This is a genomic window from Pseudonocardia sp., assembly GCF_025965585.1.
Classification (GTDB): domain Bacteria; phylum Actinomycetota; class Actinomycetes; order Mycobacteriales; family Pseudonocardiaceae; genus Pseudonocardia.
In genome coordinates this window covers 1-12,582 of the sequence record NZ_JAOPWR010000210.1, presented here as the reverse complement: position 1 = coordinate 12,582, position 12,582 = coordinate 1, and the positions used below count along the sequence as shown (strand labels likewise).

At 67.0% G+C, this 12,582-nt stretch carries 10 protein-coding genes and 5 pseudogenes; 9 read left to right on the top strand and 6 right to left on the bottom strand.

Going from position 1 to position 12,582, the window contains the following annotated elements; all coding sequences use genetic code 11:
- Positions 1-414: 414 nt before the first annotated feature.
- The 7 genes and pseudogenes from JWR81_RS13965 to JWR81_RS13940 all read left to right on the top strand — a co-directional run bounded on the left by JWR81_RS13965 (position 415) and on the right by JWR81_RS13940 (position 7,664).
- The gene (locus JWR81_RS13965; protein ID WP_297651398.1) at positions 415-1,341 is read left to right on the top strand and encodes a LysR family transcriptional regulator; all 927 of its coding nucleotides are present in this window, start codon (positions 415-417) and stop codon (positions 1,339-1,341) included.
- A 227-nt stretch (positions 1,342-1,568) separates the two neighbouring features.
- On the top strand, positions 1,569-3,071 hold the full coding sequence (locus JWR81_RS13960) for an aldehyde dehydrogenase family protein (RefSeq protein WP_297651396.1): 1,503 nt from the start codon (positions 1,569-1,571) through the stop codon (positions 3,069-3,071).
- Between the two features lie 195 nt (positions 3,072-3,266).
- Complete coding sequence (gene mftD / locus JWR81_RS13955) at positions 3,267-4,439, top strand: pre-mycofactocin synthase MftD (RefSeq protein WP_297651394.1); 1,173 nt, start codon at positions 3,267-3,269, stop codon at positions 4,437-4,439.
- A gap of 173 nt (positions 4,440-4,612) precedes the next feature.
- Complete coding sequence (locus JWR81_RS13950) at positions 4,613-5,797, top strand: acetyl-CoA C-acetyltransferase (RefSeq protein WP_297651392.1); 1,185 nt, start codon at positions 4,613-4,615, stop codon at positions 5,795-5,797.
- 207 nt (positions 5,798-6,004) lie between these two features.
- A pseudogene (locus tag JWR81_RS13945) lies at positions 6,005-6,400 on the top strand (F0F1 ATP synthase subunit beta); the annotation flags it as partial.
- Between the two features lie 584 nt (positions 6,401-6,984).
- Positions 6,985-7,098, top strand: a pseudogene (locus tag JWR81_RS34370) (integrase); the annotation flags it as partial.
- A 272-nt stretch (positions 7,099-7,370) separates the two neighbouring features.
- A complete protein-coding gene (locus tag JWR81_RS13940; RefSeq protein ID WP_297651378.1) occupies positions 7,371-7,664 on the top strand; it encodes a DUF3303 family protein in 294 nt (97 codons plus the stop codon).
- 45 nt (positions 7,665-7,709) lie between these two features.
- On the opposite strand, the gene JWR81_RS34365 is transcribed toward JWR81_RS13940, so the two are convergent.
- Positions 7,710-8,330: a nucleoside monophosphate kinase gene (locus JWR81_RS34365; RefSeq protein WP_367278791.1), complete on the bottom strand. Its 621-nt coding sequence runs from the start codon at positions 8,328-8,330 to the stop codon at positions 7,710-7,712.
- Here JWR81_RS34365 and JWR81_RS13935 point away from each other — a divergent pair.
- Positions 8,220-8,492: pseudogene (locus JWR81_RS13935) on the top strand (transposase); the annotation flags it as partial. The gene JWR81_RS34365 and the pseudogene JWR81_RS13935 sit on opposite strands and share 111 nt — an antisense overlap.
- A gap of 167 nt (positions 8,493-8,659) precedes the next feature.
- Here JWR81_RS13935 and JWR81_RS13930 read toward each other — a convergent pair.
- From JWR81_RS13930 to JWR81_RS13920, 3 genes and pseudogenes are all read right to left on the bottom strand, one after another.
- Positions 8,660-9,046: pseudogene (locus JWR81_RS13930) on the bottom strand (transposase); the annotation flags it as partial.
- Between the two features lie 154 nt (positions 9,047-9,200).
- Positions 9,201-9,524, bottom strand: a complete 324-nt coding sequence (locus tag JWR81_RS13925) for a hypothetical protein (RefSeq protein WP_297651376.1) — start codon at positions 9,522-9,524, stop codon at positions 9,201-9,203.
- Positions 9,525-9,716: 192 nt separating this feature from the next.
- Positions 9,717-10,232, bottom strand: a complete 516-nt coding sequence (locus JWR81_RS13920; RefSeq protein WP_297651374.1) for an inorganic diphosphatase — start codon at positions 10,230-10,232, stop codon at positions 9,717-9,719.
- Between the two features lie 346 nt (positions 10,233-10,578).
- Between JWR81_RS13920 and JWR81_RS13915 the strand changes: the two genes are divergently transcribed.
- A complete protein-coding gene (locus tag JWR81_RS13915) occupies positions 10,579-11,859 on the top strand; it encodes an IS256 family transposase (protein ID WP_297651372.1) in 1,281 nt (426 codons plus the stop codon).
- Positions 11,860-11,934: 75 nt separating this feature from the next.
- On the opposite strand, the gene JWR81_RS34360 is transcribed toward JWR81_RS13915, so the two are convergent.
- Both JWR81_RS34360 and JWR81_RS34355 read right to left on the bottom strand, forming a co-directional pair.
- Positions 11,935-12,105 carry a transposase gene (locus tag JWR81_RS34360; RefSeq protein ID WP_367278790.1) on the bottom strand — a complete coding sequence of 57 codons (171 nt, stop codon included), beginning with the start codon at positions 12,103-12,105 and terminating at the stop codon, positions 11,935-11,937.
- 71 nt (positions 12,106-12,176) lie between these two features.
- Positions 12,177-12,443: pseudogene (locus JWR81_RS34355) on the bottom strand (transposase); the annotation flags it as partial.
- Between the last annotated feature and the right edge of the window lie 139 nt (positions 12,444-12,582).

Here is a 12,582-nt window from a genome sequence, read left to right as displayed (position 1 = left end):
GCGGAACTCCGCCGGAGGCTCGAACTTCTCGACCTTCTGCAGATCGTCGAGGAGCCGATCGAGTTCTGCTGTGCTCTGCACGAGCTTGGCGTTGTCAGTCATCACTCGCTCCTGGGAAGAAGCCCGGTGAGGAATCAAGGGTGCCAACCCGCCAGGCTAGCGTGCTGGGCCGCACAGGAACAGGGCACCGCCGCCCCCCGAGAGGTGGATTCGTTGTGCGCCTGCAGGCGATAGCTACCAATCGGCGCCCTACACGATCCCCGCGGCCAACTCCCCCAACACGTGAAGCGTTCATCACCGGAGATGATGAGCGGCACCTCGTTCCGGCCGCGGGACCTGGACTGTGCCAAGGCAACCCGCCAGGATGACCGTAGCGGCGTGACTCCACGGCAAGCCTGATCGGGGGTGTCGCGGATGGAGCTTCGGCAGCTGCACTACTTCGTCACCCTCGCCGAGGAGCTGCACTTCGGCCGGGCCGCGGCACGCGAGCACATCGTCCAGTCTGCGCTGAGCCAGCAGCTGCAACGTCTGGAGCGGGAGCTGGGGGTGCTCCTGATCGAGCGTACGACCCACCACGTGCAGCTGAACGCGGCCGGCGCCGCTTTTCTGATCGAGGCCCGGCAGATCCTCGCCCACGTCGAGCGGGCGGCGGTGGCCGCGCAGCGCGCCGCCTGCTCAACGCCCCACCTGCGGGTGGGGATCGTCGACGCCAGCTACGACTCGATGCCACTGATCCTGCATGAGCTCCAGCAGCGCTACCCCGACCTGGAGATCCACCAGGTCGAGGTCGGTGTGCCCGAACAGTTCCAGCAGCTGGTCGACGGGCGGTTGGACGTGGGCATCGGGCGGGCGTCGCTGGCCCCGCCGAGCGTGGCCTCCGAACTGTTTCGTCTGGACCCGCTGGGGGTGCTCGTCGCCGAGGGGCACCGCTTCGGGGGGCTGTCCGTCGTCCCGGTCGCTACCCTCGCCACGGAACCTCTGCTGTTCGCCGAGGACGAACGGGCCCCGGAGTTCAACCAGTTCGTGATCGAGCTGTGCCGCTCGGTCGGTTTCATCCCCACCCTGTACCGGGGGACCGTGGACAGCATCCGAGCCTCGGTCGACCTCGTCGTGCAACAGCGCTGCGTGCTGTGCGCACCGTCCTCATGTGTACCGCCGGGGACGGGGATGGCCTGGAGGCCGTTGGTGGCTCCCCCGTCACGCTATCCGTGGTCCTTGCTGTGGCGGGCCGGTGACTCTTCCGAGCACGTCCACGCCGTCCTCGGGTGCGCCCGAGGGCTGTCCCGGCGGCTGGGCTGGCTGGAACCGCGGGCTCAGGTGGCGGGCCAAGCGCGCTCCTGAGGGCGATCATGAACGTGTTATCGGCGATGACGATGAGTCGTTCTCCGATGCGTCCTTTCCCGCCGCTGCCAAGCGCGGTTCCCTGAGCAACGCGTCTGGCTCGGGTCACGGTGCAAACGGTTCCCGGCCTGCTCGGCTCCGCTGCAGCGTGCCTACCTTATGTCGACTATCGGGCCATGTCGCCCACCACGATCGCGGGTGGGACACCGCACCGGCATGGAGGATTCATGACCGCAATAGCTGATCTTCCGGTAGACCCGAAGGTTAAGGAGTACACCGCCCGTCGGTGGGAGCTGCTCATCGACGGGGACTGGGTGAAGGCGAAGTCCGAGCAGACCTTCCAGACCCACAATCCGGCCACCGGTGAGCTCCTGGCCGAGTGCGCCCAGGCCGACGAGGTCGACATCGACCGGGCGGTGCGGGCGGCGCGGCGAGCGTTTGAGACCGGGCCCTGGCCGGCGATGACCGCGACCGAGCGGGGACGGCTCATCTGGAAGCTCGGCGATCTGGTGCTGGAGCACCTGGAGGAGTTCGCCGAGCTGGAAACCCTCGACAACGGCAAGCCGATCAGCGTCACCCGCGCGGTCGATGTGCCGCTGACCGCTGAGCTGTTCCAGTACATGGCCGGCTGGGCCAACAAGCTGGAGGGCAACACGATCCCGCTGTCGGTGCCCTACACGCCCGGCGCGATGTACCACGCCTACACGCTGCGGGAACCGTTGGGGGTGGTGGGGCAGATCATCCCGTGGAACTTCCCGCTGCTCATGGCCGCCTGGAAGCTGGGCCCCGCCCTGGCCGGAGGCAACACCGTCGTGTTCAAGCCGGCCGAGCACACCCCGCTGACGGCGCTGCGCCTGGGCGAGCTGATCATGGAGGCCGGTTTCCCCAAGGGTGTGGTCAACGTCGTTCCCGGGCCGGGGCCGATCGCCGGGGAGGCCCTGGCCGCGCACCCGGACGTGGACAAGATCGCTTTCACCGGCTCCACCGCAGTCGGCAAACGCATCATCGGGGCTGCCACGGGCAACCTGAAGAAGGTCACCCTGGAACTGGGCGGCAAGTCGCCGAACGTGGTGTTCGCCGACGCCGACATGGATCAGGCGATTCCCGGTGCGGCGAGCGCGATCTTCTTCAACCACGGCCAGGTCTGCTCGGCCGGGTCGCGGCTGTATGTCGAGGACAGCGCTTTCGACGAGGTGACCGAGGGAGTAGCCGAACAGGCGAAGCAGATGAAGGTCGGTCCGGGCATGGATCCGGCCACCGAGATGGGCCCGCTGGTGGCCGAGGAGCAGTTGGACCGGGTCTGGGACTACGTCGAGTCCGGGTTCGCCGAGGGGGCCCGGGCGTTGAGCGGCGGCCGGAAGATGGACGGTCCCGGATACTTCATCGAACCGACCGTGCTGGTGGACACCAACCCGAACATGAAGGTGGTGCGCGAGGAGATCTTCGGGCCGGTGGTCACCGCCCATCCCTTCTCCCGGGAGAACGATGTGCTGCCCGTGGCCAACGACACGATCTACGGCCTCGGCTCCGGGATCTGGACCAAGGACCTGAGCAGAGCCCACCGCATGGCCGAACGGCTGCACGCCGGCACCGTCTGGGTCAACTGCTACAACGTCTTCGACGCCGCACTGCCCTTCGGCGGCTACAAGCAGTCCGGGTGGGGCCGCGAAATGGGCCACGAGGTCCTCAACCTGTACACCCAAATCAAATCCGTGTGTATCCGACTATGACCGACCAGGACCGGTCCCTCTGACCGGAGTTCCGCAATGGATAGGGGCACATGAAGGGGTTGTAGCGGTGGACCGGGCCGGCGGGCGTCGTCCCGTGCCCTGGGTTAGCGGCGCATCCACACGGCGAGGATCAATCCGGCGACTACCGCCGCGTGCTGGCCAGAAGCCGGCTATGAGCGCGGTACGGGAGTGGATATGGCAAGCAGTAGAGAGTGGTTCGAGACGGTTGCCGAGGCGCAGCGTCGGGCGAAGAAGCGGCTGCCGAAATCGGTATACATGGCGCTGGTCGCCGGGTCCGAGCAGGGCCTGACTCTCGACGACAACGTGAACGCGTTCAGTGAGCTGGGGTTCCGGCCGCACATCGCCGACCTTCCCCGGCACCGGGACCAGTCGACCAGGGTGCTCGGTCAGGACATCTCCTTGCCGGTGATCATCTCGCCGACCGGGGTGCAGGCGGTGAGCCCGGACGGGGAGGTCGCGGTCGCCCGGGCCTCGGCGGCGGCCGGGACGGCGATCGGGTTGAGCTCGTTCGCCAGCAAACCGATCGAGGACGTCGCCGAGGCCAACCCGCAGGTCTTCTTCCAGATGTACTGGGTGGGCACCCGGGAGCGCATCCTGGAGCGGGCGGAGCGGGCCAAGAAGGCCGGGGCGAAGGCCCTGATCGTCACGCTGGACTGGTCGTTCTCCACCCGGCGGGATTGGGGCAGCCCGCCGATCCCGGAGCGGATGAGCCTGAAGGCGATGCTGCGGTTCGCGCCGGAGGGGATCGTGCGGCCCTGGTGGCTGATCGACTTCATGCGCCACGGCGGTATTCCCGACCTCACCACGCCCAACCTCGCCGCGCCCGGAGAGCAGGCCCCGACGTTCTTCGGTGCCTACGGGGAGTGGATGGGCACGCCGCTGCCGACATGGGACGACGTCAAATGGCTGCGCGAGGAGTGGGGCGGCCCCTTCGCCATCAAGGGCATCATGCATCCCGACGACGCCCGCCGCGCGGTCGACATCGGGGCCACTGCCATCTCGGTGTCCAACCACGGGGGCAACAACCTCGACGGCACCCCGGGGTCCATCCGGGCCCTGCCCGGCGTGGTCGACGCGGTCGGGGACCAGATCGAGGTCCTGCTCGACGGCGGGATCCGCCGCGGAAGCGACGTCGTCAAGGCCCTCGCCCTCGGTGCCAAGGCCGTGATGATCGGACGCGCCTACCTGTGGGGGATGGCGGCCAACGGCGAGGCCGGGGTCAAGAACGTGCTGGAGATCCTTCGCAGCGGGATCGACGAGGCACTCCTCGGACTCGGGCGGCCCTCGATCCACGATCTTGTTCGCGACGATCTGATCGTTCCTGCGGACTTCACCCGAGCGCCCTAGCGCAGGCCCGGCACCCTGCGTCGCGGCTGCCGATCGACAGAGCCTGGCCTGGGGCGCACCCTCCGGGTGGGATCGGCCCGCTCGTCCAGGGTTGACCGCCACGGTCTGCAGTAAGCACCAACTATGTTGCCAACAAGTAATTCGACGTAATTCGACGTGAGGAAGTGTTCCCAATGCCAGGGTCGGTCATCGTCGGAGGCGCCCGGACCCCGATCGGTAAGCTTTCCGGTGCGCTCAAGGGCTTCTCTGCCATGGACCTGGGGGGCATCGCCATCGCAGAAGCCCTGGTCAGATCCGGGGTCTCCGGTGAGCAAGTGGACTACGTGATCATGGGACACGTCATCCAAGCCGGCGCGGGGCAGATCACCGCCCGCCAAGCCGCCGTCAAGGGCGGGATCCCGATGACCGTGCCGGCGTTGACTGTGAACAAGGTCTGTCTGTCCGGTCTCAATGCGATTGCCATGGCCGACCAACTCATCGGATACGGCGAGTTCGACGTGGTCGTCGCCGGGGGCATGGAGTCGATGACGAACGGCCCCTACCTGCTGTCCGGCGCGCGGCTGGGCTACCGCTACGGCGACGGTTCCCTCATCGATGCCACCCAGCGCGACGCGCTGTTCTGCTCGTTCGACCAGCTCGGGATGGGCGACGCCACCGACCGTTACACCGAAGCCCGGGGCATCGGGCGCGCCGAACAGGACGAGTATTCGGCGATGTCACACGAGCGAGCCACCACCGCGGGCAAGAACGGCCTGTTCGACGACGAGATCGTCAACGTGGAGGTGCCCCAACGCCGCGGCGACCCGCTGCTGGTCACCGAGGACGAGGGCGTGCGCCCCGGCACCACCGCCGAGTCGCTGGGAAAGCTGCGCCCGGCCTTCGCCGCCGACGGCACGATCACCGCCGGATCGGCCTCGCAGATCTCCGACGGCGGCGCGGCGGTGGTGGTGATGAGCCGGGCCACGGCCGAACAGCTCGGCGTTCCGGTGCTCGCCGAGATCGGCGCGCATGGCGTCGTCGCCGGCCCGGACCCGTCGCTGCTGTCCCAACCGGCCAACGCGATCGCCAAGGCTCTGGGCCGCGAGGGCTTGACCGCCGCCGACATCGACCTGTTCGAGATCAACGAGGCCTTCGCCTCGGTCGCCATCCAGTCGATGCGCGACCTGGGCGTCGACCCGTCCGTGGTCAATGTCAACGGCGGGGCCATCGCGATGGGACATCCCGTCGGCGCGTCGGGCGCTCGCCTCGCCCTGCACCTCGCGCTCGAACTGGGCCGCCGCGGCGGCGGGCTCGGCGCCGCGGGCCTGTGCGGCGGCGGCGGCCAGGGCGAAGCCCTCGTCCTCCGCGTTCCGGCCTGAGAAGAGATCATCGATATGTCGGACATGACTGGGCAGGTAGGGCTGGTCACCGGGGACCCGGGCATCGGGGTGCCTGCGATCGCCTGGCCAACCGCGGCGTGACCGTGGCTGCGGGCAACTCGCGGGACAAGGAGGCCGCCGACCGCTTCTGCGAGGCCCACCCGGCTTCAGCGCGCACCAGGGCTCAAGCGCAGGAAGCGAGAACTGATGACCGCCACCGCTGGTACCCAGACCAGGGCCGGCCGGGTCGCTCGGGTCGCCAGCCCGGTCGTCGACGTCGAGCTCCCACGCAACTCCGTCCCGGAGCTGTACAACGCCCTGACGCTCGACGTCTCCTTCGGCGAGCTTCGCTCGCACCCTGACCCTGGAGATCGCCCAGCACCTGCGCGACAGCGTGGTCCGAGCGATCTCGATGCAGCCCACCGACGGGCTGGTCCGCGGTCAGGAGGTCACCGACCTGTGGGACGCCCGATCTCGGTGCCGGTCGGTGACCAGGTCATGGGGCACGTGTTCAACTCGCTCGGGGAGTGCCTGGACGAGCCCGACCTGGAGATCACCGGCGAGCTGTGGGGTATCCACCGTCAGGCGCCCAGTTTCGACAAGTCGAGTCCGGCGTCATCGAACACCGAGGTGCCATACCGTGAGGGCAACGACCTCATCTCCTGGATCAGCACCGTAGATGGACGAGCCGCCCGGCACGCGTCTGCGGGTGGCGCTGTCGGCCCTGACAGCGCCCCCCGATTCCCACTCAGTAGTGAACACCGCTTGAACTCAAGCCGCCGGGCAGCCGGTTCCCCCGTGGCCGGACGAGGCCGTATCGCCGTCAGTGCATGCTCAGTCGCTCCCATTTGGAAGGGCCTTTGACGCTGCGCTTCGACCCGACCCGACCCGACCCGACCCCAGACCGAGCCGCCAGTATGCTGTCGGGCCTCCTGACAGCTACCCGGACCGGACTTCTTCCGGCAAGCGACGACGGGCTTACGACCTGACCAGTTGCACCCAGCAAGCACGCAACCTCGCGATGGAGCTCGAAGACGCCTGCAAGCAGTTCCGGTTCCCCATCCGGGACCCGGGCGCGAAGTCCACCGCCACGTTGACGCTGTACTCGCGGCCGCCGGGGTAGACGTGATCAGAACACCAGTCCCAGCCCACGAGCGAACGCGACCGCCGAATGATTCGTCGGCAGCATTCGCCGCGAACTCCTCGACCCGATCCTCATCCCCAACCAGCACCACGCGGCCTCGGTCTCGACCGAGTACCAGGACTACTTCAACCACCATCGTCCGCACCGCGCACTGGCACAGGCCGTTCCCCTACCTGCGCTCCCCGAACATCGCCAGACCCACACCGACACCACCCACGTCCGACGACACGACCGGCTCGGCGGACTCCTTCACGAGTACCAGCACGTCGCATGACATGTGCCGAGTTTCGGGCACCCACACGTTCGAGTCTCCTCGCCGAGAACCGGGCTTCCACGCGCTCGCCCGACGACGTCTCACACTCACGCTGGCTTGACGCGATCACGGGCCCAGTGAACAATTGGATCGATCAAAATTAGGAGGCGAAAGACATGCTGTGGCACTGCAAATTCAAGTGGCATGCGCACACCACGGTCGAAGCATTGCGCCGCCGGATCCTCGAACAGGACAGCGCCGGCACGAACCAGCCAAATCGGATTCGCGGCTGGTACGACTTGGCCGGTGGTGGAGCAGGATTCATGTTGATCGAGACGGACGATCCTCGCGAGCTGACAGACATGCTCCAGCCGTACATGGACCTCCTCAGCTGGGATGTGCATGCGGTCGTCGAGCAGCCGTCGTATGAGGCAATAGTCGAATCGTTCCGCGAGAAAGCGGACAGCTGATCCGCCATGACGCATCGATGCCGACCGGCACCAGTCCGGTCGTGATCACCACTTCGAAGCGGGTGATCGCCTCCTCAGATGCTTGCTACTGATCGGCCCGCTCGTCCGGCAGTTCGTCGAATAGCCGGTCGATGATCTCCTCGGCGGTGCCGACCGCGTCGACGCTGATCGGCCGGTCGCGGTAGAAGCCGAGTAGGGCGCAGTGTCGTCCCGGTAGACCTGCTGGCGTCGGCGGATAACCTCCTCGGTGTCGTCGTATCTCCCATGGTCGATCAGTCGCTGCACAACCACGTTGTCGGGCGCAGTGAACTCGATGACCGCATCGAGTTCGGTGTCGTGCTTGCCGAGCAATCCGGCCAGCGACTCTGCCTGCGCCACCGTGCGTGGAAAGCCGTCGAGGACGAACCCATCCGCGCTATCGGTCTCGCCGAGCCGGTCGCGCACCATGTCAACGGTCACTTCGTCTGGAACAAGATCGCCGGCATCGATATAGCGTTTCGCCTCGACACCGACCGGCGTATTGTTCTGCAGACTGTCGCGGAACAGCTCGCCGAGTTCATCCCGTTCCTGGACTACGACGTGGAGATCCGCCGCATCATCTGCAGCACGAACGCGATCGAGAGCTTGAACGCCCGCTACCGGCGCGCGGTCCGCGCCCGCGGGCACTTCCCGACCGAGCAGGCCGCCCTGAAGTGCCTCTATCTGGTCACCCGGTCACTGGACCCCACCGGTCGAGGCCGGGCACGATGGGCGATCCGCTGGAAGCCCGCCCTCAACGCCTTCGCCATCACCTTCGAAGGCCGAATCGTCCCCTCCACCGCCAACTAGAACGACCGGTTACACCGGAGATCGGACAGTCCCCACAGGTTAAAAATCAAGCTCAGAGCCTGTTTGAGAAGATCATCTGACGGGCTGGAACGTACGCCGTTGTTGACGGGTTGCAGGGGCGCCGTGGGCGAGTCGTCGGGTCATGGTGTTGATCGCGGCCCAGCGGATCATGGCTTCGAACAGGGCGGGGTCCGTTCGTAGTCGCGGGCCGGGCGGCGGTGCGCAGTGAGCCACGCCAGCGTGCGTTCGACCGCCCATCGGCGTGGGAGGACAGCCAATTCGCGCTGGTCCGCGGGCTTGCGCACGACCTGGATCGTGGTGCGCAGAACCTGTGTGGCCGAGTCCAGGAGCCGGCCGGCGAACCCGCCGTCGGCGAACACGAACCGCACCCGGGTGCGCAGGTGGGTGTCCAGCAGCACCGGCTTCGCGCCGTCGCGGTCCTGCACCGAGGCGGCCACGACCACGACGACCAGCAGCAGCCCGAGGGTGTCGGTGGCGATGAACCGCTTCCGGCCGTTGATCTTCTTCCCGGCGTCGTAGCCGCGGGTGTCGCGCCCGAGGTGTCGGCACCCTTGACGCTCTGGGAGTCGATCAGCCCGGCACTGGGCTCGGCGTTACGGCCCTGCTGCAACCGAAGCTGCGCACGCACGACAGGCAGGATCTTCTCGGTCGCCTTGGCTTGCTCCCAGCGCACGAAGTACTGCCGGTTCAGGTTGGTCTTACCGGCTCACGATCCGGGCCTGTATCTCGTGCGCCTCGGCGCTGTCGACGGCTTGGGCGGCCCAGCTCGACCCACCGCTCGCCTTGCGAACGGTGGTCGGCCAACCGCTGCGAAAAGCGGTTCGTGCTGTGGATGGAGATCGGATGATGGTCGGCGTCGAACAGCACGTACACGACGCACTGCCCGTTGGGCGGATAGCACTCGCCGCGGCGCAGCGGACGGTGCCCCCTCCACACCCCGCCCGCGCCGACGGCGGCTTCCCGCTTGGCGTTGACGATGACCTTCTCCGGGCTGACCTCAATGGCATCCATCCATCGGGCCCGCAGGCCACGCTGCCTTCCGCCGGAAGCGTGCTGTATGCGTCGCGCAGCCGGGCCCAGCTCATCTCGCCGAGGTCGTAATCGCGGCGAAGGGCCAGGAACTGGGTTGTGGCGTCACGGTCGTCACGCACGTCGACGCCGCACGTCGCGTGACGTGACGGGTTCTCGGCACCCGCACGATGTTCAGTCCCTCTGCTCCTGCCCCTGCTCGGCGTGGTGGAGCCGTTGTCGGGACGCGTCGATCTCAGCCTCCGCCGCCGCACGGCCTGCCCACGAGGCGCCCTCGACGCTCTTGCCCGGCTCGAGTTCCTTGTAGATCTCGAAGAAGTGTTGGATCTCCCGCCGGTGGCACTCGGGCAGGTGGTGGATGTCGCGCAGGTGCTCCAGTCGGGGATCGTGCGCGGGAACGCAGATCAGCTTGTCGTCCCCACCCTTCTCGTCGGTCATCCGGAACATGCCGATCGTGCGGCACAGCACGAGCACGCCGGGGAACAGCGGCTCGCCCGCGGTAATCAGCAGCACGTCGAGGGGGTCGCCGTCCTCGCCGAGGGTGTCCTCGACGTAGCCGTAGTCGCCTGGGTACTGGGTCGACGTGAACAGTGTCCGGTCCAGCCGGATCCGCCCGCTGACGTGGTCGACCTCGTACTTGTTGCGACTGCCACGGGGGATCTCGATCAAGACGTCGAATTCAACGCTCATGGACCCAGCCGCCGCTCGTCGTCAGCGAGGCTGACCTCAGCCGACCCCCACTGGGTGCGCCAGGTGAGTCGATCGCACCGAGGCCGCCCGCAACTTCCTGGTCGGAATCCATCCGAAGCCTCGCTCTCATCGTCCACTGGTCGATCCCGCTCAGGGCGCCCTGTGTCGCGCGAACACTCCGCGTGATCCGATCACCTTCACGATCATGTCGAATTCCCTTGCAACATTAGGGGCTCTACGCAGCCAAGCGTGGTAGCCGGGACTGTTTCAAGATCGGTGTTTTCGGCCCGACACGCCGGGCTGAGGTCCGGCGGGATGGGCACTGTGAGTGATGACATCGGATCTTATGAGTCCACGCGAGGATGGCCGGAAGCCGACGCGGCAGCTGTCTGCCGAGCAGGCTGCTGCGGTGGCGATGGTGGCCGAGGCGAAGGCGCGAGGGCTGGCGTTGACCGGCCCGGACGGCTTGCTGAAGCTGTTCACCAAGAATGTCTTGGAAACCGCACTGAACGAGGAGATGACCGAGCACCTCGGACACGCCAAGAACCAGGCGGAGCCGGGTCGGGAATCCACGAACGTTCGAAATGGTGATCGACCGAAGACGGTGGTCTCGGATGCGGCCGGCGAAGTCGTCATCGACGTTCCGCGGGACCGGGAGAGCACATTTGAGCCGCAGATCGTGAGGAAGCGGCAACGACGCCTCGCGGACGTGGATGAGATCGTTCTGTCGCTGTATGCGAAGGGAATGACCACCGGGGAGATCTCAGCACATTTCGACGAGATCTACGGCGCTTCGGTATCGAAAGAGACGGTCTCGCGGATCACCGACAAAGTGGTCGCCGAGATGAACGAGTGGGCCAGTCGGCCGCTGGATGCGGTCTACGCTGCGGTGTTCATCGACGCTATCCACGTCAAGGTCCGAGACGGGCAGGTGGCCAACCGGCCGGTCTACGCCGCCATCGGCGTCACCGTGGACGGCTGCAAGGACGTGCTGGGCCTGTGGATGGGCGTCGGTGGCGAGGGCGCGAAGTTCTGGATGAGCGTGCTGGTCGACCTGAAGAACCGCGGCGTGCGGGACGTTTTTTTCCTGGTCTGCGACGGCCTGAAAGGTCTCCCGGAGGTTGTGGCGAACGTGTGGCCACAAACTGTTGTCCAAACGTGCGTCGTCCATCTCATCCGGAACACTTTCCGGCTGGTCGGTCGGCAAGACTGGGATGCGGTGAAGCGCGACATCAAACCCATCTACACCGCGCCGGGCCCGGATGCCGCACTCGTCGCCCTGGAGGAACTCGAACAGAAATGGGGAAAGAAGTACGCGGCGATGATCCGGCTGTGGCGCAACGCCTGGGCCGAGTTCGTGCCATTCCTCGACTACGACGTCGAGATCCGGCAGATGATCTGCTCCACAAATGCGATCGAATCGTTGAACGCCCGCTACCGGCGAGCGGTCCGCGCCCGGGGACATTTCCCGACCGAGCAGGCCGCGATGAAGTGCCTGTACCTTGTGACCCGCAGCCTGGACCCGACCGGGACAGGCCGCGCCAGGTGGACGATGCGATGGAAGCCCGTGATCAACGCATTCGCCATCACTTTCGGTGACCGCTGGCCGGGAGCCGAGACCTACTGAAACCGAAGCCGGAAACACCGATCACGAGACAGACCCTGGTAGCCGGCCTCTGATCGGTGTGGCGCGCAGAGTGTGTCATTCGGTGCCGCAGTGCAGGAGAAGGCGGAGCCGGTAGTTGTCGATGTTGCGGAAGCCGTGCCCGACCCTTTTGATCTTCTTGATCAGCAGGTTGATCGCCTCTGTGGGCCCGTTGGACGCGCCGTTGGTGTCGAAGTGGGCCAGCAGCTCCGGGTGCCAGGAGTCGATGGTGCGGGCCAGGCGGGCAAGTTCGGGGATGCCTGCGTCGGCGCGGTGGACCAGCCACCGTAGAGGGTGTGCTCGGCGCGGGCCCGATCGGAGCAGGTGAAGATCAGGTGCAGGTCCTGGGCGGCGACCCAGGTCCGGGCGAGCTGTTCGTCGGCGGTGTCACCGGCGTCCAGGCCGGCCGGCAGCCGGGTCCAGGACCGTTGCGAGTGGTGGTCGTAGCGGCGGCGCAGCAGCCGGCGGATCCCGAACAGCGGATCACCGGTGCGGCCGTGGTGCCCGAGCTGTTCCTGCTGGATCCGGCGGCGGACGTCGTCGACGGCGGCGAACCCGAGCCGCACGACAGGAGCAACTCATGTTCGAGGTGCGGGTGCATGGGCGTGGTGGCCAGGGCGTGGTCACGACAGCGGCGTTGCTGTCGATGGCGGGATTTCGCGACGGCAGGCAGGCCCAGGCGTTCCCGAGCTTCGGCTCGGAGCG

Bases quoted from the DNA above. Each gene is read 5' to 3' on its own strand.
- JWR81_RS13940 (WP_297651378.1), top strand. From the start codon at position 7,371: ATGCTGTGGCACTGCAAATTCAAGTGGCATGCGCACACCACGGTCGAA.
- JWR81_RS13965 (WP_297651398.1), top strand. From the start codon at position 415: ATGGAGCTTCGGCAGCTGCACTACTTCGTCACCCTCGCCGAGGAGCTG.
- JWR81_RS13915 (WP_297651372.1), top strand. From the start codon at position 10,579: ATGAGTCCACGCGAGGATGGCCGGAAGCCGACGCGGCAGCTGTCTGCC.
- JWR81_RS13920 (WP_297651374.1), bottom strand. From the start codon at position 10,232: ATGAGCGTTGAATTCGACGTCTTGATCGAGATCCCCCGTGGCAGTCGC.
- JWR81_RS13960 (WP_297651396.1), top strand. From the start codon at position 1,569: ATGACCGCAATAGCTGATCTTCCGGTAGACCCGAAGGTTAAGGAGTAC.
- JWR81_RS13925 (WP_297651376.1), bottom strand. From the start codon at position 9,524: ATGGATGCCATTGAGGTCAGCCCGGAGAAGGTCATCGTCAACGCCAAG.
- JWR81_RS13950 (WP_297651392.1), top strand. From the start codon at position 4,613: ATGCCAGGGTCGGTCATCGTCGGAGGCGCCCGGACCCCGATCGGTAAG.
- mftD (WP_297651394.1), top strand. From the start codon at position 3,267: ATGGCAAGCAGTAGAGAGTGGTTCGAGACGGTTGCCGAGGCGCAGCGT.